Raw genomic sequence first — 24688 nt, forward strand, 5'->3', positions numbered from 1 at the left:
GCTCACGCCGAGACCTGCCGGCGCGTCACCCGCGGCCCGATGCGCGTGACGATCTCCCAGTTGATCGTGCCCGCCGCATCCGCCCATGCCTCGGCGGAGGGCACGCCCAGCGTCGGATCGCCGAAGACGATGGCTTCGTCGCCGATCGCGACGGGGTGGTCCCCGACGTCGACGATGAACTGGTCCATCGCGATGCGGCCCGCGGCCCGGAACGTGCGTCCGCCGATCATCACGGGGCCCGCGCCGGACGCCTGCCGCGGCATCCCGTCGGCATAGCCGAGAGGCACGAGCGCGAGCGTCGTCTCGCGGTCGGTGCGGTAGTCGTAGCCGTACGAGACGCCCTGCCCCGCCCCCACGCGCCGCACGGCGGCGACTGCGGCGCGCACCGTCATCGCGGGACGAAGACCGAGGTCGGCGGAGGTGCGGTCGGCGAACGGCGACAGACCGTAGATCCCGAGGCCGATCCGCACGCAGCCGAGGCGCGACTCGGGCAGGGCGAGGGCGGCGTGCGTCGCGGCGATATGCCGAAGAGGTGGCGCGAGCCCTGCGGATGCCGCGACCCCCGCCCCCTCGTGAAACAGTCGCAGCGCGGCTCGGTCGTCGTCAGCCGATGCGTTGGAGAGGTGGCTGAACAGTCCGATGACGCGGAGCTTGCCGATCCGCTCCAGGCGTGCGGCCTCCGAGAACACGATGCGGTAGTCCTCGGGCGCGATGCCGTTGCGCGACAGACCGGTCTCGAGCTTGAGGTGCACGCCGACGGGACGGTCGTGCGAGGCGCCGGCCGCCGCGGCGATCAGCTGGTCGAAGGTCGAGATGCCCAGTTCGATACCGGCGCCCGCGGCCTCGGCGAACGAGGCGCCCGGGGCGTGGAGCCACGCGAGGATCGGTTCGCTGATCCCCGCGCGGCGCAGGGCCAGAGCCTCCGCGATGTCGGCGACTCCGAGGCGGTTCGCGCCGCCGGCGAGCGCGGCGACGGCCGAGCGCACCGCGCCGTGACCGTAGCCGTCGGCCTTGACGACGGCGATGATCTCGGCCTGGGTGAGCCGCCGGAGCTGCCGCACGTTCGCGGTGATCGCGCCGACATCGATGGTGGCCTCGCGCATGACCCCGTCGGGCAGGCGGCTCATGCGCTCACCCCCGCCGACTCTGCGACGACGTAGGCGGTCGCGAGCCCCGCGTCGTGGCTCATCGACAGATGGATGCTCGAGATCCCCCGCTCCTCGATGACCGCGGCCGTCGATCCGGTGAGCGTGAACCACGGGCGTCCGGATGGCTCGGGCGTGATCTCGATCTCGGTCCAGTGCACGCCCTCCGAGCCGCCCAGCGCCTTGATCAGGGCCTCTTTCGCGGCATATCGCGCGGCGAGCGAGCGTGGCGGAAGCACGCGTTCAGCGGGGGCGAAGAGCCGCTCGAGCAGCCTCGGGGTCCGTGCGAGCGACCGCTCGAATCGGGGGATGTCGACGAGGTCCACGCCGATGCCGACGATCATCGCACCCCTGCTTTCCGCCGCGGTCGCGGCCTCCGCCACTTTATCGTCCGCCCGGCGCGCACAACGCAGGACGACCGGCCCGCGCGGAGAAGACCACCGCCGGAATTCCGCGTCTCGGCGCGTACGTCGGCCACATCGATCCTGCGTTGTGCAGGTCTGCGCGCGGACAACGGTCGCGGACGACCCGCGGATGCCGCTACTCGACGGTGACCGACTTGGCCAGGTTGCGCGGCTGATCGACGTCCAGTCCCTTGGCTGTGGACAGGCCCATCGCGTAGATGTGGAGCGGCACGACGGCCAGGAGCGGCTCGAAGAGCGGACCGGCCAACGGAATCCGGAGCACCTCATCCGCGTACGGCAGCACCGCGGCATCGCCCGCCTCGGCGATCGCGATCACGCGCGCTCCGCGCGCCCGGATCTCTTCGATCGTCGAGACCACCTTGGGATGCAGCACCGCAGACCCGCGGGGCGACGGCACGATGACGAACACCGGCTGTCCGGGCTCGATGAGGGCGATCGGGCCGTGCTTGAGCTCGCCCGCGGCGAAGCCTTCGGCATGGATGTAGGCGAGCTCCTTGAGCTTGAGCGCGCCCTCCATCGCGATCGGGTAGCCGACATGGCGACCGAGGAACAGCACCGAGCGGGTATCGGCCATCCAGTGGGCGAGCTGCTCGATGTGGCCCTGCTCGTCTTCCAGGATCTGACGGATCTTGTCGGGGATGCTCTCGAGCTCGAGCACGTGCTGTGCGGCCTCGGTCGCTCCGAGCGATCCGCGGACGCGCCCGACGTGCAGCCCGAGCAGGTAGAGCGCGGTGATCTGCGCGACGAAAGCCTTCGTCGAAGCGACAGCGACCTCGGGGCCGGCATGGGTGTAGACGATCGCGTCCGACTCGCGCGGGATCGTCGCGCCCTGGGTGTTGCAGATCGACAGCGTCTTGGCGCCGCGCTCGCGCGCGTACTTGACCGCCATGAGGGTGTCCATCGTCTCGCCCGACTGACTGATCGAGACGATCAGCGTGTCGTCCCCGATCACCGGGTCGCGGTAGCGGAACTCGTGGGCGAGCTCGACGTCGACCGGCACGCGCGCCCACTGCTCGATCGCGTACTTGCCGACCTGGCCGGCGTACGCGGCCGTGCCGCACGCGATGATGATGACTCGGGTGATGCCGGAGAAGAGCTCGTCCAGACCGTCCAGCTCCGGGATGACCACCTGGCCGTCCTTCACGCGCCCGCGGATCGTGTTGGCGACCGCCTCGGGCTCTTCACTGATCTCCTTGGCCATGAAGCTCGACCAGCCGCCCTTGTCGGCGGCTGCAGCATCCCACAGCACTTCGAAAGGCTCGACCTCGACCGGCTCGCCGGTGAAGTCGGTGACCGTCACGCCGCCCGGCGTGATCGCGACGATCTGATCCTGGCCGATCGCCAGCGCGTTGCGCGTGTGCTCGACGAACGCCGCGACATCCGAGCCGAGGAAGTTCTCGCCCTCGCCCAGGCCGATCACGAGCGGCGAGTTGCGCCGGGCGGCCACGACGAGACCGGGGTGGTCCTGGTGCATCGCGAGGAGGGTGAAGGCCCCGTCCAGCCGGGTGACCACGGCGCGGAACGCGGCTTCGAGGTCTTCGCCGGCCGCGTGGTACTCGCGGCCGAGAAGGATCGCGGCGGCCTCCGTGTCGGTCTCGCTGCGGAACGCGTAGCCCTCGGAGACGAGTTCGGCCTTGATCTCGGCGAAGTTCTCGATGATCCCGTTGTGGATCAGCGCGAGCTTGTCGTCGTCGGCGAGGTGCGGGTGGGCGTTGCCGTCAGTGGGTCCGCCGTGCGTCGCCCACCGCGTGTGGCCGATGCCGGTCGTGCCGTCGGGCAGGGGATCCGATCCGAGGTCGTCGCGGAGCACCTTGAGCTTGCCGGCACGCTTGCGCATCCCGAGGTGCCCGTCACCGTCGATCACGGCGATGCCGGCCGAGTCGTACCCGCGATACTCGAGACGAGCGAGGCCCGCCAGGAGGATGCTCTCACTCTGCCGAGGCCCGACGTATCCCACGATTCCGCACATGGCCTCCATGGTACGAGCCGGGGTATGCAAGGAGCCTGAACGAATCCCGGCCCCTCCGCCCAGCCCGCGAGACCGGATAGGCGCGACGAGAGGGTGACGGTTCACCTCGGTCTCGCGGCGCACATCCGGTCTCGCGGCGATGAGATGAGAAGCGCGCGAGCGTGGCTAGACCTTGCGGAGCAGCACACGCTCCACCGCGTGGTCGGCAGCCTTCTGCAGGACCAGGGTCGCGCGGTGCTTCGTCGGCAGCACGTTCTCTTCGAGGTTCGGGAGGTTGATGTCGTTCCAGTAACCCAGGGCGGTCTGCACCGCCTCGTCTGCCGACAGATGCGCGAACACGTTGAAGAACGAGCTGGGGTTGTTGAACGCGCCCTGCTGCAGCGCGAGGAATCGGTCGACGAACCACGAGGTGATGTGCTCGGTCGCCGCATCCACGTAGATCGAGAAGTCGAACAGCTCGCTCACCGCCACGTCGTTGGGCGTAGGCGGCGGGGCGAGCACGTTGAGCCCCTCGACGATCACGACATCCGGGCGGCGCACGGTGACATGCGCGTCGGGCACGATGTCGTATTTCATGTGCGAATAGAACGGCGCCCGCACTTCGGGCGCACCGCTCTTGACCTCGGTGAGGAACGACAGGAGCGCGCGCCGATCGTACGATTCCGGGAAGCCTTTGCGGTCCATGATGCCGCGACGCTCGAGCTCGGCGTTGGGGTAGAGGAATCCGTCGGTCGTGACGAGCTCGACCCGCGGGGTGTCCGGCCACCGGCTCATGAGCTCGCGCAGAAGACGGGCGATCGTCGACTTGCCCACGGCGACCGAACCCGCGACGGCGACGACGAACGGCGTGGTCGTGTCGGGTTCGCGCAGGAACGCGCTGGTCTCGACGCCGAGCCGCTTGTTCGACAGGGCGTACAGGCTCAGCAGCCGGCTCAGCGGCAGGTACACCTCGTGCACCTCGGCGAGGTCGAGGCGGTCACCCAGGCCACGCAGCTGGACGACTTCCGTCTCGGTCAGCGGCTGCGGGATGCCGGCCGCCAGGCGCGCCCACTCCGCACGGTCGATCTCGCGGTACAGGGAATGCGCGGGCGGAGCCGCCGTCGCGGCGTCTTCGGCGGCCATCGCGCCATCGTATCGGGTGACGGATGCCGCGGCCCGCCGCGCACGGTCACCCGCGCACGATCGGGTCGCCGTGACGCCCTACGATGGGCGGTACGTGGCCGTCGTCGTCCCTGTGAGAGGTGGAGGGATGAAGTCGAACGTGCGCTGGATCGATCCTCGGGCGCTGCGGAGCATCCCTTCGCTGCTCCTCACCGCCGTCGCAGGTGTGGTCCTGATCGCACTGGCGGGCCTCCCCCTGTACGTGTTCCCTCCGGCGGAGACCGCCGAAAAGGCCGATCTGATCTACGTGATCGGACCCCCGAGCCCCGCACGCATCGCTCTGGAGGAAGCGATGCGACACGACGGAATCGCCGATGCCGCCCTGATCTCGGTCTCGCCGCCGGGTGACCGGAAGTCGGCAGCCGACCTGGCCGTCTGCACCGACCTCGCAGTCACGTGCGAGAGTCCGCTCCCCTTCACGACGAAGGGCGAAACAGCGATGCTGGCCGCGTACGCCGCGGACCACGACGTGCAGACCGTGATCGTGATCACCTTCACGCCGCACGTCGCACGCACCCGGTACATCTTCGACAAGTGCTACCCGGGGAAGGTCACCGTCGTCGGCATCGACGAGCACCTGACGCTCTCGGCCTGGGCGTACCAGTACCTCTACCAGTCGACGGCATTCGTGAAGGCCGCGCTCACCCCCTGCCCGCCCGGCTGAGCGCACCGACGGCCGCCAGTACGATCATCACGTGCGCCTCGGAGTCCTCGACATCGGTTCCAACACCGTGAACCTGCTCGTCGCTGACGCTCGCCCGGGGGTGCGCCCCGTGACCTCGACCTCGTTCCGGCGCGTGCTGCGGCTGATGCGCTTCCTCGACCCCGACGGCGCCATCAACGCCGTGGGTATCGCCGCTCTGGAGGATGCTGCCGCCGAGGCGCGCGCAGCGGCCGAGGCCGAGGGGGTCGAGGCCTTCCTCACGATCGCCACATCGGCCCTGCGCGAAGCCACCAACGGCCCCGCGGTGATCAGGCGCATCGAGGCGCTCACCGGCGTCCCCCTGCAGGTGCTGGACGGCCCGGGTGAGGCGCGCTACACCTTCTTGGCGATCCGGCGGTGGTTCGGGTGGTCGGCCGGCGACATCCTCATGCTCGACATCGGGGGCGGCTCGCTGGAGGTCGCGGTCGGGGCGAACGAGGTTCCCGACGTCGCCCTGTCGGTGCCGCTCGGCGCCGGCCGTGTCACGGTCGGATTCCTGCCCGACGACCCGCCCTCCGATGAGCAGCTCCGACGACTTCGCGCCTACGCCGGTGAACAGCTCGCCGTCGTTCGCGACGCGCTGGCGGAGCATCCCTCGCACGATCATGTCGTCGGTTCGTCCAAGACGATCCGCTCCCTTGCACGTCTCGCGGGCACCGTGCAGCCGGGGTGGGCCGACGAAGACCGCATGGTGCTGACCCGTGCGGCGCTGAAGAGCTGGATTCCGCGGATGGCGGCCATGCCCGCCGAAGCGCGCCAGCAGCTGCCGGGAATCACCCCGGAGCGCACGTTCCAGATCGTCGGGGGTGCGGTCGTGCTGCACGCGGCGATGAAGGCGCTCGATGTCGAGCAGCTCGAGGTGAGTCCGTGGGCGCTGCGCGAAGGTGTGCTGCTGCGCTACCTCGAGACCGTCGACTGAGGCTCACCGGCGGCTTCAGAGGGCGAGTCGCTCCCGCACGACAGTCGCCAGCGCATCGGCGTGCGTCTGGGCCGCGTGGACGTCGGCCGCCTCGACCATCACCCGCACGAGCTGCTCGGTTCCGGACGCACGCAGCAGCACGCGGCCCGTGTCGCCGAGCGCGGCGGTTGCGGCGGCGACAGCGTCCGCCACTCCCTGATCGGTCGCGGCGCGGGTGCGATCCACGTCGCGCACGTTGATGAGCACCTGCGGGTAGACCGTCATGACCGATGCGAGCTCGGCCAGCGACGAGCGGGTGCGCGCCATCTCGGCGACGAGGTGCAGGCCGGTGAGCAGGCCGTCGCCGGTCGTGGCGAACTCGCTCATGATGACGTGCCCCGACTGCTCTCCGCCGAGCGAGTAGCCGCCGGCATTCATCTCTTCCAGCACATAGCGGTCGCCGACGGCGGTCTGGAGCACGCGGATGCCGTGGTCGTCCATCGCCCTGTGCAGGCCGAGGTTGCTCATGACCGTGGCCACGAGCGTGTCGTCCACGAGGTGCCCGCGCTGTTTCATCGCGACGGCGAGGATCGCCATGATCTGGTCGCCGTCGACGACCTTGCCGGTGGCGTCGACCGCGAGGCACCTGTCGGCGTCGCCGTCGTGGGCGATGCCGACGTCGGCGCCGTGCTCGAGCACCGCGGCCGAGAGCACGTCGAGATGCGTCGAGCCGACGCCGTCGTTGATGTTCCAGCCGTCGGGGTCGGCGCCGATCACGGTGACGCGCGCGCCGGCGTCACGGAAGGTCTCGGGAGAGACACCGGATGCTGCGCCGTGCGCGCAGTCGAGCACCACATGGATCCCGTCCAGGCGGTGCGGGAGCGACGCCAGCAGGTGCACGACGTAGCGGTCTTCGGCGTCGGCGAAGCGGCGGATGCGCCCGACGCCGGCGCCGGTGGGCTGCAGCTTGGGTGCGCCCAGCGCCGCTTCGATGCGCTGCTCGACGATGTCGGGGAGCTTCACTCCGCCGCGCGCGAAGATCTTGATGCCGTTGTCGGGCGCGGGGTTGTGCGATGCCGAGACCATGACGCCGAAGTCGGCGTCGTGGTCGGCGATCAGGAATGCCAGTGCGGGGGTGGGCAGGACGCCCGCTTCGAGCACGTCGACGCCGGACGAGGCGAGACCGGCGCACACGGCGGCAGCGAGGAACTCGCCCGAGACTCGCGGGTCGCGCGCCACCACGGCCGTGAGCCGCTTGCCTGCCGCGCGCCGCGCCTCGGCGGTGCGGCCCTGGCCCAGGACGACAGCTGCCGCCTGGGCCAGGGTGAGCGCGAGGTCGGCGGTGAGGGGGCCGTTGGCCAGCCCCCGCACGCCGTCCGTGCCGAACAGCGGCATCGGAACGGAGCCGATCAGCGCTTCGAGTACTGAGGAGCCTTGCGCGCCTTCTTGAGACCGGCCTTCTTGCGCTCCTTGACGCGCGCGTCGCGCGAAAGGAATCCGGCCTTCTTCAGCGTCGCGCGGTTGTTCTCCTCGTCGACCTGGTTCAGCGAACGGGCGATGCCGAGGCGCAGCGCGCCGGCCTGACCCGAGGGGCCACCACCCGAGATGCGGGCGATGACGTCGTACGCGCCCGCGAGGTTGAGCACCGTGAACGGGTCGTTGATGAGCTGCTGGTGGAGCTTGTTCGGGAAGTAGTCCTCGAGCGTGCGCCCGTTCACCGTGATGGTGCCGGAGCCGGGGACGATGCGCACGCGGGCGATGGCCTGCTTGCGGCGGCCCACGGCTGCGCCGGGAACGCTGAGCACGGGGCGCGGGGCGCTCACCGCTTCCTGGTCGACCGGGGTCTCGGTCGAGTAGCTCTCGGGTGCTTCGGTGGTGTCCGCGCTGTCGACGGAATCAGTGATCTTCGCCACGAGTATGTCCTTAGTCAGTCTGGGAGGCGCTTACTGGGCGACCTGGTCGAGGATGAAGGCCTTGGGCTGCTGGGCACCGTGGGGGTGCTCCGCGCCGCGGTAGACCTTGAGCTTGCTGAGCTGCTGAGCGCCCAGGCTGTTCTTCGGAAGCATGCCGCGCACTGCCTTCTCGACGGCGCGCTCGGGGCTCTTCGCGAGGAGCTCTTCGTAGGTGACCGACTTCAGGCCGCCCGGGTAGCCTGAGTGGCGGTAGGCCTTCTTCTTCTGGAGCTTCTGTCCGGTCAGCGCCACCTTGTCGGCGTTGATGATGATGACGAAGTCGCCCATGTCCATGTGGTTGGCGAAGGTCGCCTTGTGCTTGCCGCGAAGGAGTGCTGCCGCGTGGCTCGCGAGTCGGCCGAGAACGACGTCGGTGGCGTCGATGATCAACCACTCGCGCTGGGCTTCGCCAGCCTTGGGGGTGTACGTGCGCGTCACAATAGTGCTGCTTTCTTGATTCGAACGGAGATGTTCGTGAATCCCGCTCCGGGGTGGTTCTCCGCACTCGCGGCCGTCGAGCCGATTTCCGGTCATCGAGCCTGTCGAGATGCGACGGAACACGCCAGTGGAGGGCTCACGTTCGCAGTGCTGGCCAGCAGGGCGCAGACACCAAGGGTCAAGCTTACGGCATGCGGATCCCCGATCCAAACCGCTCTCGACGGGGTGATCGGTGAGCGAGCACCCGGCGAGCGTATCGAGATCCCGACCACGCCCCCACGTGTCCACCGAAGTGGGGACAGACAGGATGTTGACGTCCATCTACGGTTGTATCGAGGGCATCCCCCAGATTGCTCTCATTTCACCCGCACGATCACGGTAATCGGGTTACCTGATCCGCGGAAGAGCGGCCCGTGGCTCCCCCAGACCCCCGGGCCGCTTCACTTTTCCGCTCGCGCGTTTGACGCAACCCTCGCCCTCGGGGATCGTGGGGCCCATGATCCTCGGACCGACCACGTCGCTGCAGCGCACCTACCGCTACCTGCGGATCGCGATCGCGCTGACCGTCGTGGTCATCCTCGTCGCCGCTGCGGTCGAGATCCCTCAGTTCGGGGTCCTCCGCTCCCTCAGCCACTACGCCTACACGCCGGCGCACACGATGTTCGCGGGGGCGCTGGTGGCAGCATCCGCCCTCCTCTTCGCACTCTCCGGCAGAGGGGTCCAGCGTGTACTGCTCGACGCGGCCGCACTGTTCGTGCCGCTCATCGCGATCGTGCCGACCGTCATTGCGCCGGGCGAGGTGCCGGGCGTCGCGGTCGCGTGCGCGAGCGGGTGCGTGCCGAGTGCGTGGGCAGCGGACGCCGACAACGGCGTCATCACCTACCTCGTCGTGGGCGCGATGATCGCGGTGCTCGCCGGTGTGCTGATCGCCTTCGGGCAGGTCGACCGGGCGGGAGGGATGCTGTCGCTCACCCTCGCCGTCATCGTTCTGGCCGTCGTCGGTCTCACGTGGGGCCTGTGGCGTGCGGAGTTCCTGCAGTGGGCGCACTATGTCGCGGCGGCGGTGTTCTTCGCGCTTGTTGCGGCCGTCGCGTTCGCCGAGGCGTTCTGGCCTGCGGGGCGCCGGCCGGTCGCGGGGTGGGTGCGCGGGTCGTACATCGTGATCTCCATCGCGCTTGTCATCGACGTGCTGGTGCTGGCGGTGTTCGGCGCGACGCGGTCGGGCGGAACGTACGGGGTGCTGGTCGGCGAGGTGATCGCGCTTCTGCTGTTCCTGGCGTTCTGGGTGGTGCAATCGATCCAGAACTGGAACGATCCCGACCCCGCCTCCCTCCGCTGAGCGTCGCACTCATCCGCGAGACGGCATGGACGCCACGAGACCGCCGCAGATCCCCACCGTCTCGTCGCACCTATCCGGTCTCGCGGGAAGAAATGGGGAGGCGGGGGCGCTAGCGCTCGGAGCGGGGGGCCAGAGCATCCCAGTTGATGTCGACCCGATCGGGCTGCGATCTCGCGATGCGGGCCGGCAGCCGCTGCCCGACCTTCGGCCACCACTTGCGCCGCGTGGCGATCTCGGTGTCGATGAAGGTCTCGGGGATGCCGTCTGCCTCGGTCGCGAGCCGGATCGTGCAGCTGAGATAGCCGAAGCGGCCCACGGGCTCGCTCACCGAGACGACGCGGACGAAGCCCTGCACCGCATCGGCGATGGGGTCTCCCACCAGGCGTTCGAGCTGGTGGGCCATCTGTTCGGCTTCGTCCATGGGCCGAGTGTATGCCCCGGTGTGCGAGCGACCTCCGGGGTCCGCGGAAGCGTCGCGCCGCGACGCAGGCGAACCTCGCATGAAACACGACTCTGGTAGTAAGGGAACTCGTTCAGTAGCAACTGCACCAGCACTCACGAGCTATCGAGGAGCTTTCATGCGTATGTCGGTCATCGGCTGTGGGTATCTCGGAGCCGTGCACGCGGCAGCGATGGCGTCGATCGGGCATGACGTCGTCGGCATCGACGTGGACGCACGAAAGATCGACACCCTCAGCCGGGGTGAGGCGCCGTTCTTCGAACCGGGCCTGCAGGAGATCCTGACCGAGGGCATCGCGTCGGGCCGACTGACCTTCACGACCGACATGTCTCGGGCGAAGGGCGCGAAAGTCCATTTCGTGGGCGTCGGCACGCCGCAGCAGAAGGACGGCTACGCCGCCGACCTCACGTACGTCAACGCCGCGATCGACGGCCTGCTGCCCTATCTGAGCGAGGGCGACCTGGTCGCGGGCAAGTCGACCGTCCCGGTGGGCACCTCGGCAGAACTCGCCCCGCGCATCGAGGCCACCGGCGCGACGCTCGTGTGGAATCCCGAGTTCCTGCGCGAGGGCTGGGCCGTGCAGGACACGGTCGACCCCGACCGGCTCGTCGTGGGCGTCACGATCGACCCCACCACCGGAACGCCCGACAGCGACGGCGAGCGCGCCGCGGACATCCTGCGGGAGGTCTACCACCCCGCCGTCGCGAAGAACACGCCGTTCATCGTGACCGACCGCCCGACGGCCGAGCTCGTCAAGGTCGCCGCCAACGCGTTCCTGGCCACCAAGATCTCGTTCATCAACGCGATGGCCGAGATCGCCGAGGTCACGGGCGCCGACGTCACCCAGCTCGCCGACGCGATCGGGCACGACGCCCGCATCGGCCGTCGCTTCCTCGGCGCCGGCATCGGCTTTGGCGGCGGATGCCTGCCGAAAGACATCCGCGCTTTCGCGGCCCGCGCCGAAGAACTCGGCCGCGGCGAATCGGTCGCGTTCCTCCGCGAGGTCGACGCGATCAACCTCCGCCGCCGCGAGCGTGCGGTCGAACTGGCCGTCGCCTCACTCGGCGGTGGCGTCTTCAAGAAGAACATCACCGTGCTCGGCGCGGCGTTCAAGCCGCACAGCGACGACGTGCGCGACTCGCCGGCGCTGGATGTCGCCGTCCGCCTCCACGGTCTCGGCGCCTGGGTCACCGTGACCGATCCCGCCGCGATCGAGAACGCGCGCCGCATCCACCCGCAGCTCAATTACGTGCACGATCGCGACGAGGCCATCCGCGGCGCCGACGCGATCATCCTCGTGACCGAATGGGACGAGTACCGCCGCGAGCTCGATCCGTCGCACGCGGGCTCGCTGGCCACCGGACGCATCGTGATCGACGGACGCAACGGATTGGATGCTGCCGCCTGGCGCGCCGCCGGCTGGACCTACTACGGCATGGGCCGCCCGTAGGCTCGACCTCGTGACCAACGGCGAGTCCGAGACCCCGGCGCAGAGCTATGCGTGGGCGCCGGCGCCGCCCGCAGGGCCGCGCCGCGCACGGCGGCGCCGGCGCGCGATCATCCTCGCCGTCCTCGTCGTCGCGATCCTCGCGGTCATCGGGGTCGTGATCGGCGTCGTCGTGGCGGCCTCGCAGCCCGCGGCGTCGAAGGCTCCTCACCCCGGGATGGCGCTCTCGGTGCCCTCCGACACCGCGGCGGCGAAAGCATCCGCCACGGCACCGAAGGGGACGGATGCCGCCACCGCGGCCGCCTACCTCGCCGCTCAGCCCACTGCCGTATGGCTGACCCCCGAGCACAGTGGGATCGGTGCCGTCGGCGCGACCGTCGCTGCGCTCCTCGACGAGGCCAAGGCGGCGGATGCCGCACTCACGCTCGTGGTCTACGGCCTGCCGGAGCGCGACTGCGGACAGTACTCCGCCGGCGGTCTCGCGCCGGCCGACTACGAGACCTGGGTCGCCGAGATCGGCACCGCGCTGAAGGCGGTACCCGAGGTCACGACGATCGTCATGCTCGAACCCGACTCGCTCGCCCTCGCACCGCAGTGCGGAAATGTCGATGCCCGCGTGACCCAGCTGCAGTCCGCGATCGGCGACCTCGTCGCCGACAACACGTGGATCTATCTCGACGGAGGCCATTCCTCCTGGCTGCCCGCCGACCAGATGGCGGATCTCCTGCGGCAGGCCGGGGTCGAACGCGTCCGCGGTTTCGCGACCAATGTCTCGAATTACAACGCCCTCGGTGACGAGGTCGCCTATGCGCACAAGGTGTCGGCTCTGTTGGACGGAGCCCACGCGGTGATCGACACATCGCGCAACGGAGCGGGGTCCAACGGCGAATGGTGCAATCCGTCGGGCCGGCTCATCGGCGAAGCGGGCGGCACGAGCGGCGACGATGTCGTCGACCTCAACCTCTGGATCAAACCGCCGGGCGAAAGCGACGGTACGTGCAATGGCGGCCCCGCGGCCGGGACGTGGTGGGCGCAGTCCGCCGTCGAGCTGACCCGCAACACCGCTCGATGACCGTGTCCCCCATGCGGGGGACACATCCGACCGGCGCGCTCAGGTGTGCAAGAATTCGAATTCCAGCACTCCTTTCCCTTTCAGCGGAGGGCCCAGAGCCCGAGCCTCCCCCGGCGCCGAACTTGCTTGAATGGAGCATCTGAATGACAGATACGAGCCCTCCAGGCCGCACCGCGGTGATCGTCGAAGACGATGCCGATCTGCGTCACCTTCTCGTCGAGGTGCTCGAAGCCGCCGGCTTCTCGACCGTGTCCGTCGGCAACGGGATCGACGGCATCCGTGCGGTCCTGTCGTACCAGCCTCTGATCACGACGCTCGATGTCAACATGCCCGGTCTCGATGGCATCGAGGCCGCACGCCGCATCCGCGCTCAGAGCGACACGTACATCATCATGATCACCGCGATGGGCGAAGAGGCGGATGTCGTACTCGGCCTGAGCGCCGGAGCCGACGAGTACATCACCAAACCGTTCCGCCCGCGCGAGTTCCGCGCCCGCGTCGAGGCGATGCTGCGTCGGCCCCGTGCCGGAGCCGGCGCCACGGTCGCCGCGCCGGTGCGCACGCAGGAGAGCGCCGGGCCGTCCTTCCCCGGCGCGCGGCCGTCCACGGCGACCGCGAGCATCAGCACGTCCGAGATCAGCGGCGCAGCTCAGCGCCCCGCTGCCCCGGTCGTCGTACCGTCGACAGCCGGCCCGCAGGAATCCGCGGTGTTCGGCGACTCGGGCACGAGCGGAGCCGTCGGCGTGATCGACCACGGTGACGGCGACTGGCTCGTGCACCGCAATCTGCGCCTCGACCTCGACAGCCGGATCGTGCTGATCGACGGTGAGGAGATCGATCTCACCCGCACCGAGTTCGACCTGCTCGCCGCGCTGATGGAATCGCGGCGTCGCGTGCGCAGCAAGGCAGATCTCACGCTGGTGCTGCGCGGCGAGTCGTACGTGACGACCTACTTCGTCGGCGATGCGGACAAGCGGGCGATCGAAGCGCACATGACGAATCTGCGGCGCAAGATCGGCGACAACCCCGTACAGCCTCGATTCATCGAGACCGTACGGGGCGTCGGTTACCGACTCACTTCCGACGTCACACCTCCCCCGGTATGACGCTGCGGCCGTCTCATTCCTCCCCCGAGTAAGAGACTCCGCCCGGCAGTGAGCGATTCTATTTACATGTGTCCGCTCAGACCTTATATCCGTGCTGGCGGCGCACCAGCTTCGTGAACATCATGAGGGTCTGCAGGACCGTGACGGCACCGACGATGGGCCAGCCGATCCAGAGGATCGTCGACTGAACCACGGGGCCGAGCATCATCCAGATGATCGCGATCGTGACGAGCACGGCGGCGGTGACGACGAACGGCGTCCAGTGTCCGAGGCCGCCGCCCTTCTCGGCCTTGGCCTGCATCGCCCAGTTGTCGACCTTCTTCTTCGAGAGGAAGCGGGTCCATGCGCGTGCGAAGTGCGAGAGCCGGATCCACATGTAGAGCTCGGCGGGCACGATCAGGAGTGCGAACAAGACGTCCTTGCGCGTGCGGGACTGCATCGTGAACGCCATGCGCAGGTTCAGCAGCACGGCCATCGCGATCGGGACGAGCCAGATCGGCGAGAACACGAACGCGTTCAGGGAGAGCGAACCGGCCAGCAGCAGGATGAACGCGAGGCGCACGAACAGGTTCGTCAGCATGCCGAAGTTCTCGAACCAGCGGATGCGCAGGTTCGGGTGGAACGGCTGGCCCTTGGTGTCGCCTCGCTGACCGGGCCACATGAGCTCGATCGCGCCGTACGTCCACTTGACCTGCTGCGCGTCGAGGCCGCTGAGGGTCGTCATCCCGCCCACGTCCGCGCGCGCGATCGGGCTGATCTTGGTGAGGTAGCCGGCGCTCTTGATCTGCAGCGACAGGAGCGAGTCCTCGACCTCGCTGTCCTTGACCCACGGCGTCGACTGATGGTTGGCCTCCATCACCTCGCGCAGCGCCTGGGTCGAGAAGACCGAGAACTGCCCACCGAGGACGGCCATGTTGCGGCCGCGCAGCAGGTTCTGCAGGTTGAACGCCGCGAACTGCGAGCGCTGGCCGCTGATCAGGAACGAAGCGAGCCCCTTGAAGGGCTTGTTGTCGATCGTGTAGATCGCCGAGATGCCGCCGATGCGGGTGTCGGAGATGATCTCGGTCTCGAGGTTCTCGACCGCGTGGTTCTCTGCGATCGTGTCTCCGTCGACGCCGAGCAGGTAGTCGTAGCCCTCGACGAGCGAGTAGCCGTAGTTGAGCGCGCCCACCTTCTTGTCGGGGTTCTTGCCGATGTCGTGCACGAAGACCTCGGTGAACTGCTCACCGAGCTCGGTGGTGATTTCGTGCGGGCCGGCGAACTGCGAGGCGAGCGCGACGGTCTTGTCTGTGGTGTTGTTGACGACCACGTGGATCACGTCGGGCACGCGGGTCTGCGACAGGAGGCCCTCGATCACCTGGGCGATCGATTCCTCTTCGTTGTAGGCCGGTATGACGCATCCGATCGTCGACCGCTGGGTCGAGGATCCCTCGAACACCGAGTCGAAGTCCTCGGGGAACGCGTGGCTGTACACCGGCTCCTGAGGAACGACGACGGGAGCCTTCGAGCGCGAACGCAGAGCCAGCTCGCTGCGGCTGACAGCGGGCAGTTCAGGAGTGCTGGTCATGGCGAGTCTCTCGGTCGGAGGCGATGTGGCGCGGAATGAAGGGGAGGGTCCGGGGCATCGTCAGCCCGTACCGGAGGTGGATGCCGGAGCATCTCTCGTGATACCGATCTTGCTATGCTGACCTCCACGTAGCGTGCGTTCTCTGCCGAGGCGGCCTCAACGAATCCTCAAGATTTGCTGAGCGCGGTTCGCCCGCCGCCGAGCGAGCGACTCGCGTCCGACCCAACACACGACAGCTCGGGGGCGACGGATGATCACGGTGTACACGGTCGCCCTCACGGTGGCGTGCTGCATCGCCCTGGCCGTGGTGCTCTCCACGGACAAGGGTTCACGCTCGGCCGACGCAGGCTGGCTGAGGATGCAGAGTCTGGCGGTTCTCGCCGCGTGCGCGGCGACGCTCTCGACGCTCTCGTACGCGATGTCGGGCTCCGACTTCGATCTCATCGTCCCCCTCGTGATCGCCGATGTGACGATGCCTCTCGCGCTCGGCCTCATGGTCGCCACGATCCGTCGAGCTGCCGGCAAAGGGCGCACCTTCATCGCCCCGATCGCTCTGCTCGCCGTCGGCGTCGGTGCGATCACATTCTTCGTCTCTCCGGACGCCGGCACCTTCGCGAAGCTCGTCGTGCTCACCTTCCTCAGCGCCGTGATCGCTCTCACGTGTGCGCGTGCGACGACCCTGCCCCTCGCGGCTCGATGGCTCGTCGGGGGCAGCGCAGGGGTATACGGCCTCTATTGCCTCGTGCGCCTCAGCGCGATGGCGATCGCGGGTGCCGATTCGGCGCTCGTGCTGGACACTCTCGGCGCGGCGACGAGTACGATCGTCGCCGCCGCTGCCGTTGCGGCGACAACGATCGGCGTGATCCTGATCCTCCGCAGTTCGGGCGATGCGCAGCCCTCGCAGGTCGTCGGCGCCGACGCCCTCACCGACTGGATCGACGCACTCATGTCTCAGGGGAGTGCCTTCACGACGATCGCCACATCGGTGCCGGACCTCACGCTTCACCGCGCGGCGTTCGGGCGCGCGTGGGCGCTCGCGATCACCGATGCGCTCACTCGGGCCACCGTCGCCACGATGCCCGACGGAAGCGTGATCGGCAGGGCGGCACCGAAGGTGCTCGTGACCATCCAATTCGGCTCGGGCCTCGACCTCGAGGCCATCGGCACGCGGCTGCAGGCGGCGTATGAGCGCGCCCTCCCCCGATGGGCACCCACGGAGCCGCCCGACCTGCTCGTGGAGAGGCTCGACATAAAGGATCCCGCAGACCTGCATCGCTTCGCCCGGCGCTCCCGCGCAGCCGCGCGTCGCGTGACCGCGTTCCAGGCGAGGTGACCAGGATGGCCGACCGCACGCCCCTCGACACTCGCACCCACTCGATCTGGCTCTCGCAGCTTCTCCTCGGGATCGTGGTGGTGGTCGTCGTGCTGCTCGTGCAGACGCTCACGCCGGAGACGCTGAACCACTTGACGTTCACGATCGGCGTGTCGATGATCGTCGTCATCACCGCTGTCGCGCTGGCTCTGCCGTGGCAGAACCTGCCTCCCCTCGCGGTGCTCGTGGTTCCGCTCCTGGACATCGTCGCCGTGGGCATCATGACGCACGACACGACACAGGCCCTCGCGTTCCTGTGGCTGTTTCCCGTGACATGGATCGCGTCGCACTTCCCGCTGGGGGCCACCGGGACGGCGCTGGGCACGGTGATCGTCATGATCGGACTGGAAGAGATCCAGCATCCGGAAGACTCGAGCGGCACGCTGCGACTGGTCGTCGTCGCCCTCTCGCTCTCGTTCATCGCGATCAGCACCCAGCTGGCGGCTCGACAGACGCGCGCGTTCAAGCGACTGCTGCGTCGCGAGGCGAACAAGCTGAACGAGACGCTCATCCGCTCGACACGCCAGGAGCGCGAGCTCTCTCGCATGCTCGGGACACTCGACGTCGGCGTCGTGCGGCTCTCGGCGAGCGGCGAGATCCTCGAGGCGAACCCGGCCTATCGCACCCTTTACGACATCAACCCGGCCGACACCACGTTCGCGGCCCGCTCGGTGGAGTACGACGACTATCGTGGATCGCCGCTCACGAATCCCGAGCGTCCGATCATGCGCGCCCGGGGCGGCAAGCAGTTCGACGACGTTCGCACGTGGTTGTTCAGCGCGGACGGCTCATGGCGGGCGCTGTCCCTCACGTCGCTCCGCCTCGCGGACGATCGGGGGCTCGCCTCGGGTGAATCCCTCCTGATCGCCCACGACATCACCGCGATGGTCAGCGCCGAACGAGCGCGCGACAGCCTGGCCACGCGGGTATCGCACGAATTGCGCAATCCGCTCACCACCGTGATCGGCTACTCCGATCTCGTGCTCGAAGACGGCAGCATCGGCCCTCGTGTGCGCGAGCGCATCGAGGCGATCAACTCGGCGGCCGAGCGCATGATGACCCTGGCCGGCCAGATGCTGGGCGCGGGTCGTCACGCCCAACTCGAAGAGGCGGCGATGTCGACGACCGACCTCGCGAAGGTCGTCTCGGACTCCGTGGACTCCTTCGTTCCCACCGCCGAGGCGTCGGGCGTGCACCTGACGTTCGCCGCCGACCCCGACGTCTTCGTGCAGGGCGACGCGTTCCGCCTGCGGCAGGTCAGTGACAACCTCGTGAGCAACGCGGTCAAGTACACGCCGAAGGGTGGCCGGGTCACGGTCGAGGTCTTTGTCGCGGCGGATGCCGAGCCCGACATCGCCGCCGACCCGTCGGGCCGCCCGCTCGCCGTGCTGCGCATCAGCGACACCGGCATGGGCATGGAACCCGATGAGGTGGCTCGCATCTTCGAGCCCTACTTCCGCTCCGCGGCGGCGCAGGCCAGCACCATCATCGGAACGGGTCTGGGCATGGGGATCGTGCAGTCGCTCGTCGCGCAGCACGACGGCTCGCTGGACGTGCGCAGCATGCCGGGGCGCGGCACCACGGTCACCGTCACCATTCCCGCAGACCGGATCGGGCTTGATGACGATCCGGCCATCGAGTTCGACCACCCCGGACTCACCGTCGAGGATCCGCAGGGAAGGACGACGACGGATGCCTGATGCTGTGAACGAGTTGAGCGACCTCGTGGTCATGCAGACCGGCGTGGTCACCGTGTGCGTCGCGCTCATGATCTGGCTCGGATTGCTCGCCCGCCCGGGCAGGGCGACCCGCTACTGGACATACGGGTATCTCCTCGCCCTGCTCGCATCGTACGGATCGATGACCTCCGCGGCGCTCGGAGCGGACGTGCTGCTGCAGCCCGTGGCGATCGGGCTCAGTTTCGGTCTTCCGGCCCTCGTCTGGTCGGGCCTGCGCGTGCTGCAGGGCAAGCGCGCGTTCGTATGGACCGGTATCGTGCAGTCCTTCGCCTCCGTGTTGATCCTGTGGGCGACCGCGGGGCAGCCCTATGGCTTCGTCGTCTTCACGGTTCTGATCCTGGCGGCCGCGATCGGGGCGGGCCTGGGTGCGGTCGAGGTCCTTCATGGGGCATTCCGCGGTTCGAGATTCGGGGTACCGCTGGTCGCCGGGTCTGCCGTCCTGCTCCTGCTGGGCCTGGTCGGTGTGATCCATTCCACCCTGGCTGCGGGCTCGACCGGTGACCTCGACTTCGTCCGCGGAGTGGTTCTGGCGACGACCTGCTACATCATCTGCGTGACCGTGAGTCTGCTGTTCCTCGCCAATAGGCGTGCCGGCGCGGCCGACATCCTCGAGGCGGTCGACGACTTCTTCCCCGAGGTGGTCATGCGCCCGATCGTTCGCGAGAAGCTGCTGCGTGCCGCAAAGCGGTCGGAGCAGAACTGGTCGTTCGTCGACATCCGGCTCGATGACGTCGTGGACCTTCGCGAGGCGACGGGCGATGCCGCGTTCTCCACGATGGTGCGGCGCCTCGAGGATACGGTCGCCGACGCCTTTCCGGCCGATGCCGATCTGTTCCGGATCGCACCAGGGCATGTCACCGTGTTCGTCGCACAGCCGTCCGAAGCGGTGCGCTTGAGGGTCCGGTCGGTGCTCAACTCGATCGGAGCGCCGCCGGATGGCGGTCCGACCACCCTTCGCATCACGGCGAGCGCCGGCATCATCAAGATCGACCCGCAGGTCGATGATTACCCCACGGTCACCGAGGCCGCCGCGCGCGCCACCGAACAAGCGCAGCTTCAGGGCGGCGACCGGTGGGTTCGCGTGGATACCCGCACGCCGACCGTATGACGACCGCCCTTTCCGCGATCTCGAAACCCTCACCGGCCCTGGCTGCTCGATCACGGCGCCGTTGACCCTCCCGGCTGCGCGTTCGCAGGGTCACGGGTTGGCGGGGCCACGCGCCAGCCCGCACGCACTGTTTGAGGTGGAGGATCCCACGCCCACTTCACCGCCGACCTCGATGTCAGCTCCATGGGCGCACATCCTGGCCGCCAGAGCACGAACGGACCCCGTCCCTCCCGTGTCATCCGCGCACCCGCGTTGTGCAGCAGCAGGTGGTGGAATCGGCACAGCAGAACGCCGCGATCGATGTCGGTGCGCCCCTTGTCACGCCACCAGTGGTCGCAGTGGTGAGCTTCGCAGTACGACGCGGGGACCCCGCACCCGGGCCACACGCATCCGCCATCGCGAGCAGCGAGCGCGATGCGCTGCTTCGGCGTATAGACGCGCTGCTCGCGACCGACATCCAGCGGGTTGCCGCACCCGTCGACCGTGACCTCCACGTACCCGGTGGAGCACAGCGAACGCTCCAGCACCGTGCCGGGTAGCGCGTCGCCGCCGTCTTCGAGGTGCGCTGCGGCCAACAGCCGCCCGAACGCGTCCCGCGGCCCGACGGCACCGGCCACCACGATCATCCGCACACCGGGCTGACGCGCGCCGTACACGTCGGACGCCTTCGCGAGCATGCCTGCGCGCCACACATCCATCGCGAGGTCGTACACGATCTGGTCGTTGGAGCGAGGGTCGGCCGCCAAACCGGCCGCCGCCTGCCGCTCGGTGGAGTCGACGAAGCGCGGGCCCCCACGTCGAGGCCGCATCGCGGCATCCACCATGCTTTGCACCCACGCGTAGCCCTCGTCGTCGAAGGCGATGCGGCCGTGATGCACGCCGTCGGCATCGGTCCACATCCGAAACGCCCGCTGCGCATAACGGCGCGCGAAGCGCTCTTCGGTACCCGCCGGATCCAGCGCGTCCCGCACCTGACGCGCGCGCCGCGCCACCTCCTCGACGGGGAGCTCGGATGCCTCGGCCAACAGCTGCTCCGCCGCCAGCGCCCACACCTCACGGGCCGCCGCGGAATCCGAAGCGTCAGCGCGCGCGGGCGGCCGACCCAGCCCCCGCAGGATCGCCTCGACACGAGCCGGAGCAAGCCGGCCATCGAGCATCGCGCTGCGCAGCACGTCGTCCCACGGCCGACTCGGCTCGGCCACCATCGCGGGCTCGGTCGCGTCGGCTGGACCACCCTCGAGCAGCGACTGAGCCGCACCACGCGCGTCGCATCCGCACGCGTACTCCCCGCGATCGCCTGCACCAGTGACACGGGAGAGCGATGGCCGCGCCCCGCCGCGATCCCGTCCGACCCGCGCTCGCGCGCCGACCGCTCCGAGATCACCGCGGCCGTCACCGCCAGCAGCCGCTCGCCGCAGTGGAGAAGGTCGGATGCTGCGCCCGCCGTCGCGACGACATCGGCGTCACTCATCCGACGCACCGAATCGAGCAGCCGTTCAGACTCGACGCTGAGCTCGACGCGCGATACGAGCGTCGTGACGTGCCCCTCGAGCTCGGCTGAAAAACGCATGATTCATCGTCTCAGAAACCTCGCACCCTCGAACATACGTACGACCCACTGTGGAGAATCCGGCGGTCGAACCCGTGTTGGGGAGGAGCCGATGCGCTTCGCGACCGCGACCGCGATCTCGATCTCGACCGCGATCTCGATACGCTCGCTGGCGCGCACTCCTCGATCACCCGCGTAAGCGCTGCTGGGTCGCGCAACCCCTCGGGCGTGACCGGTCGGGCATGACCCCTATGGCGTGACCCCTATGGCGTGACCGCGACCGTGATCGTGTCGGTCGCCGTCTGCTTCGCGTATTCGGTCGATGTGGGCGTCGATTGCACGAGGAACTCGTAGGTGAAGTCGAGCGTCACGTACGTGGCGCCCTCGGGGGTGGGGCCCACGGTGAACGTCTGCGAATAGCTGTACGGATCGAGCACGAGGTAGCCAGGGCTGGTAGTCGCACTGTCGACCTGGGGGCTCAGCGGGTCGAAGGTCTGCGTCGCCGACGCGGGCGTCGCGATCATCGTCGCGCGCTGCAGGTACACCTTCTGGCCGTCGTTCGGTGTGATCTTCGTGATGAGCGACAGGCTCACGGGCTTGAGCGCTCCCGGATTCCACTTGTCCATCGACAGGGTCGACCAGTAGTTGATGCTCACTGCCAGGGGGCCGGTCGTGAGCGACCGTGCGGTCGCACCGGTCGACAGATCGTTGGGCACGGGCTGCGCGGGCGACACCGAGGCGGTGGGAGTCGCCGACGAAGAAGAAGGAGTCGCCCACGGCGGTGTGCTGCACGCAGCCAGCGACAGGGCGGCGGCCAGCGCGAGCGGGGCCGTCCAGCGGAGGGCCTTGCGGTTGGCGACCATGAGGTACGACCTCTCTTAGAGGAGCAGAAGAACTACCCCGAGGGTATTGAAGACGATGTGAGCGATGATCGCCCCACCGAGGCGGCCGGTGAGCACGACCAGGATGCTGGTGCCCAGCCCCACTCCCGCCGTCCCGACCAGAGCCGCCACCGGTATGCTCGCGCCCCACGATACGGCGTGCAGCGCGACGAAGGCCCCGGTCGACACGGCGACCGCCACGGTTCCCGCGATCGCCGGGCCGACGGAGCGCAGACCGTCGCCCAGCGCCCGCACCACCACGCCGCGGAAGAAGGTCTCTTCGACCACCGGCGAGATGAGCGCGGCCCCGACGACGATGATGATCGCGTTCGCGGCCTGGGCTCCGGCATCCCCTCCGCTGAGCGGTCCCGTGATCGACCCGACCGTCGGTGCGATCAGCTCGACGGCAGCTCGCACCACGAGCGCGATCCCCGCGCCGGCGACGACGTCGCTCCACCGCCAGGCGCGGATCCCGAGCGCTGACGCGATACCGAGACGCGAGCCGACGGCCGCGGCTGCGAAGACAGCGACGACGAGCGGAAGCGACAGGATCACGAGGTCGAGCAGCGATTGCACCCAGCTCGGGGTCGTGATCCACGCGAGCCGGATCGAGGGATACCCCGCGATGAGAAGGGCCGCAGCGATGAATCCCACGGCCGCGACCAGGAGTGCGGGCCACGGCCTCGCATAGGCCGGTGCCGGGACGAGATGCGACGATGACCCCGGACTCTCGTCCGGGGTCATCGTCATCACGTGGGTCAGTGGTTGCTCTGCGCGCGGCGACGTGCGACCGCGGCCACGACAGCGATGCTGCCCATGCCCACGGCGCCGACACCGATCCAGATCGCGGTCAGCGGCACAGCGCCACCTGTCGCGGGGAGGGCGCTGCCGCCGTCGGTCGAGCCGAGGCCGCCATCCGCGTTGGCCGCCGAGACGACGAGCTCGAACGAAGCGACCTGGCGGCCGTTCGAGTCGAACGCGGCGACCGTGAAGGTGCCTTCGTTGTTGGCGGTGAAGACGGCCGACGAGGTGCCGTTGACGACCGGCTTCTGCAGACCGGCGGGTGCCGCGGCGCGGACGATCGACGCGAGCGTCGCTCCACCCGGGTCACCCGTGAGGGTGAAGACCGCGAAGTCCTGAGGCGAGTCGGCCGGGATGTTGGCGGTCAGAGTGATGGGCTGACCGGGTGCGGGCGTGGTGTCACTCACGAATCCGCCGGCCCCGACGGGGTACGTGGATGCGTTGGCTGCTGCGGCGCCGCTCAGGAGGAGGGCACCGGCCACGAAGAGTACTGCTGCGGTTTTTTTGAACATTTTGGGAGATCCCCCGGGTGGTTTGGCGGGTGCGGACAAGAGACTGCGACGACGCTGGAACACTCGAAGGGTTCGGATCCCTCTGCATCCACAGTACATAGGTTGTCGGCGCTCACACCAAATCTTCAGTTTCGCGGATGTAACGAATCGTCTCCGGTAGATGAACAGAACCTCAAGACGATCGGGTGCGAAACCGGGCCGTTCAGCCCAGGAACGTGCCCGCCAGGGCGAGCGCGACGAAGCTCAGGCCGTACAGCACATGGACCAGGACCGCGCCCCAGATCCGCCCGGTCAGCACCACGAGCGCGCCGCACACGAGCCCCAGGATTCCGGTGGCCACGAGCTGATCGACAGCCCCACCCCCGTCGACGACGTGCACGAGCACGAACGCCAACGTGCTGACGAGCACCGCGACGAGACCCGCTACCGGCCGGCCCATCGACCGGCGCAGGATGGTGAAGAGCGCGACGATCAGCACGGCGCGGAAGAAGAACTCCTCGAGCACCGGCGAGATGATGATGGCCCCGAGCGCCTCGGTGAACCACCACTCCGGCGACAGCCCGCCGTCGACGAGGGGGTACGACGGCAGCGCGGCGGATCCGCCGAGTGCGACGGTCAGCCGGCCCTGCGCGAGCCGCAGCACGAATGCGAGCCCGACGCCCCACAGCAGATCGATCGCGCGGAAGCGGAGCAGTCCGGCCGGTCGCGACCGGGTGAACGCCCACACGACGGGCACCAGCATCCCGATCCAGACGATCACGAGTGCCGCGACGGAACCCGCCGCCGACGGCGACGCGGCCGACAGCAGAGCCCCGACCATCACCCCGACGCCCAGCGACACCAGCGCGAGTGCCAGCAGCCAGTCGCGCCACGCGAGCACGGTGCGCCCGCCCTGCCGCCAGTCGGTGCGCGGCGTGCGGACACGCTTCTTCGACTCCGTCACCGCACCGGGCGAGGGGGCCGGCGGAGTGGCGTCGACCGTCTCGCCGGCGTCGCTAGAGTATTCGGACACGCGCCCACGCTACCCGGCGCCGATCTCGGGGA

Annotated in this window: 24 protein-coding genes; 10 read left to right on the forward strand and 14 right to left on the reverse strand. The window is 68.9% G+C overall.

Annotated features, from left to right (window positions below; genetic code table 11):
- Window positions 1-2 precede the first annotated feature (2 nt).
- The 4 genes from alr to coaA form a co-directional block, all read right to left on the reverse strand.
- Window positions 3-1127 (reverse strand): alanine racemase, encoded by a 1125-nt coding sequence (gene alr, locus F6B43_RS10025; protein ID WP_211368104.1) that lies wholly within the window; start codon window positions 1125-1127, stop codon window positions 3-5.
- Window positions 1124-1489 (reverse strand): holo-ACP synthase, encoded by a 366-nt coding sequence (locus F6B43_RS10030; protein WP_150448801.1) that lies wholly within the window; start codon window positions 1487-1489, stop codon window positions 1124-1126. Before F6B43_RS10030 ends, alr begins: the two co-directional genes overlap by 4 nt.
- Before the next feature lie 196 nt (window positions 1490-1685).
- Window positions 1686-3539 (reverse strand): glutamine--fructose-6-phosphate transaminase (isomerizing), encoded by a 1854-nt coding sequence (glmS, locus tag F6B43_RS10035; protein ID WP_150448802.1) that lies wholly within the window; start codon window positions 3537-3539, stop codon window positions 1686-1688.
- A 165-nt stretch (window positions 3540-3704) separates the two neighbouring features.
- On the reverse strand, window positions 3705-4661 hold the full coding sequence (gene coaA, locus F6B43_RS10040) for a type I pantothenate kinase (protein WP_150448803.1): 957 nt from the start codon (window positions 4659-4661) through the stop codon (window positions 3705-3707).
- A 127-nt stretch (window positions 4662-4788) separates the two neighbouring features.
- Here coaA and F6B43_RS10045 point away from each other — a divergent pair, with 127 nt between their 5' ends.
- Together F6B43_RS10045 and F6B43_RS10050 are read left to right on the forward strand one after the other, a co-directional pair.
- Window positions 4789-5364: a YdcF family protein gene (locus F6B43_RS10045; protein WP_150448804.1), complete on the forward strand. Its 576-nt coding sequence runs from the start codon at window positions 4789-4791 to the stop codon at window positions 5362-5364.
- A 31-nt stretch (window positions 5365-5395) separates the two neighbouring features.
- The gene (locus tag F6B43_RS10050) at window positions 5396-6322 is read left to right on the forward strand and encodes a Ppx/GppA family phosphatase (protein WP_150448805.1); all 927 of its coding nucleotides are present in this window, start codon (window positions 5396-5398) and stop codon (window positions 6320-6322) included.
- A gap of 15 nt (window positions 6323-6337) precedes the next feature.
- On the opposite strand, the gene glmM is transcribed toward F6B43_RS10050, so the two are convergent.
- From glmM to rplM, 3 genes are read right to left on the reverse strand one after another with little or no spacing between them, the layout of a single operon-like run.
- A complete protein-coding gene (gene glmM, locus F6B43_RS10055) occupies window positions 6338-7696 on the reverse strand; it encodes a phosphoglucosamine mutase (protein ID WP_150448806.1) in 1359 nt (452 codons plus the stop codon).
- Window positions 7697-7710: 14 nt separating this feature from the next.
- Window positions 7711-8214, reverse strand: a complete 504-nt coding sequence (gene rpsI / locus F6B43_RS10060) for a 30S ribosomal protein S9 (protein ID WP_150448807.1) — start codon at window positions 8212-8214, stop codon at window positions 7711-7713.
- A gap of 30 nt (window positions 8215-8244) precedes the next feature.
- Window positions 8245-8691, reverse strand: a complete 447-nt coding sequence (rplM, locus tag F6B43_RS10065; protein WP_150448808.1) for a 50S ribosomal protein L13 — start codon at window positions 8689-8691, stop codon at window positions 8245-8247.
- Window positions 8692-9187: 496 nt separating this feature from the next.
- Between rplM and F6B43_RS10070 the strand changes: the two genes are divergently transcribed.
- On the forward strand, window positions 9188-10030 hold the full coding sequence (locus tag F6B43_RS10070; protein ID WP_150448809.1) for a hypothetical protein: 843 nt from the start codon (window positions 9188-9190) through the stop codon (window positions 10028-10030).
- A 109-nt stretch (window positions 10031-10139) separates the two neighbouring features.
- Here the strand turns inward: F6B43_RS10070 and F6B43_RS10075 are convergent, their stop codons facing one another.
- A complete protein-coding gene (locus F6B43_RS10075) occupies window positions 10140-10451 on the reverse strand; it encodes a hypothetical protein (RefSeq protein ID WP_150448810.1) in 312 nt (103 codons plus the stop codon).
- 157 nt (window positions 10452-10608) lie between these two features.
- Here F6B43_RS10075 and F6B43_RS10080 point away from each other — a divergent pair, with 157 nt between their 5' ends.
- From F6B43_RS10080 to F6B43_RS10090, 3 genes are all read left to right on the forward strand, one after another.
- Window positions 10609-11940: a UDP-glucose dehydrogenase family protein gene (locus F6B43_RS10080; RefSeq protein ID WP_150448811.1), complete on the forward strand. Its 1332-nt coding sequence runs from the start codon at window positions 10609-10611 to the stop codon at window positions 11938-11940.
- A gap of 10 nt (window positions 11941-11950) precedes the next feature.
- Window positions 11951-13009 carry a glycoside hydrolase family 6 protein gene (locus F6B43_RS10085; protein ID WP_246159902.1) on the forward strand — a complete coding sequence of 353 codons (1059 nt, stop codon included), beginning with the start codon at window positions 11951-11953 and terminating at the stop codon, window positions 13007-13009.
- Between the two features lie 143 nt (window positions 13010-13152).
- Entirely contained in the window at window positions 13153-14115 is a 963-nt protein-coding gene (locus tag F6B43_RS10090; protein ID WP_150448813.1) for a response regulator transcription factor, read from the forward strand.
- Window positions 14116-14191: 76 nt separating this feature from the next.
- On the opposite strand, the gene F6B43_RS10095 is transcribed toward F6B43_RS10090, so the two are convergent.
- Entirely contained in the window at window positions 14192-15682 is a 1491-nt protein-coding gene (locus F6B43_RS10095) for a glycosyltransferase family 2 protein (protein ID WP_150448814.1), read from the reverse strand.
- A 250-nt stretch (window positions 15683-15932) separates the two neighbouring features.
- Between F6B43_RS10095 and F6B43_RS19580 the strand changes: the two genes are divergently transcribed.
- The 3 genes from F6B43_RS19580 to F6B43_RS10105 are packed head-to-tail and all read left to right on the forward strand — an operon-like array spanning window position 15933 to window position 19901.
- Complete coding sequence (locus F6B43_RS19580) at window positions 15933-17015, forward strand: hypothetical protein (protein ID WP_170285616.1); 1083 nt, start codon at window positions 15933-15935, stop codon at window positions 17013-17015.
- A gap of 5 nt (window positions 17016-17020) precedes the next feature.
- Window positions 17021-18754, forward strand: coding sequence for a sensor histidine kinase (locus F6B43_RS10100; RefSeq protein WP_170285617.1), 1734 nt, complete (start codon window positions 17021-17023; stop codon window positions 18752-18754).
- On the forward strand, window positions 18747-19901 hold the full coding sequence (locus tag F6B43_RS10105; RefSeq protein ID WP_150448816.1) for a nucleotidyl cyclase domain-containing protein: 1155 nt from the start codon (window positions 18747-18749) through the stop codon (window positions 19899-19901). Before F6B43_RS10100 ends, F6B43_RS10105 begins: the two co-directional genes overlap by 8 nt.
- 50 nt (window positions 19902-19951) lie before the next feature.
- Here F6B43_RS10105 and F6B43_RS10110 read toward each other — a convergent pair whose 3' ends face one another.
- Complete coding sequence (locus F6B43_RS10110; RefSeq protein WP_150448817.1) at window positions 19952-21106, reverse strand: HNH endonuclease signature motif containing protein; 1155 nt, start codon at window positions 21104-21106, stop codon at window positions 19952-19954.
- Between the two features lie 116 nt (window positions 21107-21222).
- On the opposite strand from F6B43_RS10110, the gene F6B43_RS10115 reads away from it, so the two are divergent.
- Window positions 21223-21462, forward strand: coding sequence for a hypothetical protein (locus F6B43_RS10115; RefSeq protein WP_150448818.1), 240 nt, complete (start codon window positions 21223-21225; stop codon window positions 21460-21462).
- Window positions 21463-21713: 251 nt separating this feature from the next.
- Here the strand turns inward: F6B43_RS10115 and F6B43_RS10120 are convergent, their stop codons facing one another.
- From F6B43_RS10120 to F6B43_RS10135, 4 genes are all read right to left on the reverse strand, one after another.
- Window positions 21714-22313 (reverse strand): hypothetical protein, encoded by a 600-nt coding sequence (locus tag F6B43_RS10120; RefSeq protein ID WP_150448819.1) that lies wholly within the window; start codon window positions 22311-22313, stop codon window positions 21714-21716.
- Window positions 22314-22328: 15 nt separating this feature from the next.
- On the reverse strand, window positions 22329-23081 hold the full coding sequence (locus F6B43_RS10125; RefSeq protein ID WP_150448820.1) for a CPBP family intramembrane glutamic endopeptidase: 753 nt from the start codon (window positions 23079-23081) through the stop codon (window positions 22329-22331).
- Window positions 23082-23089: 8 nt separating this feature from the next.
- Window positions 23090-23644: a hypothetical protein gene (locus F6B43_RS10130; protein ID WP_150448821.1), complete on the reverse strand. Its 555-nt coding sequence runs from the start codon at window positions 23642-23644 to the stop codon at window positions 23090-23092.
- 202 nt (window positions 23645-23846) lie between these two features.
- Complete coding sequence (locus tag F6B43_RS10135) at window positions 23847-24656, reverse strand: CPBP family intramembrane glutamic endopeptidase (RefSeq protein WP_150448822.1); 810 nt, start codon at window positions 24654-24656, stop codon at window positions 23847-23849.
- Window positions 24657-24688 lie beyond the last annotated feature (32 nt).

Origin of the sequence: Microbacterium rhizomatis (assembly GCF_008710745.1) — a bacterium.
Taxonomy (GTDB): domain Bacteria; phylum Actinomycetota; class Actinomycetes; order Actinomycetales; family Microbacteriaceae; genus Microbacterium; species Microbacterium rhizomatis.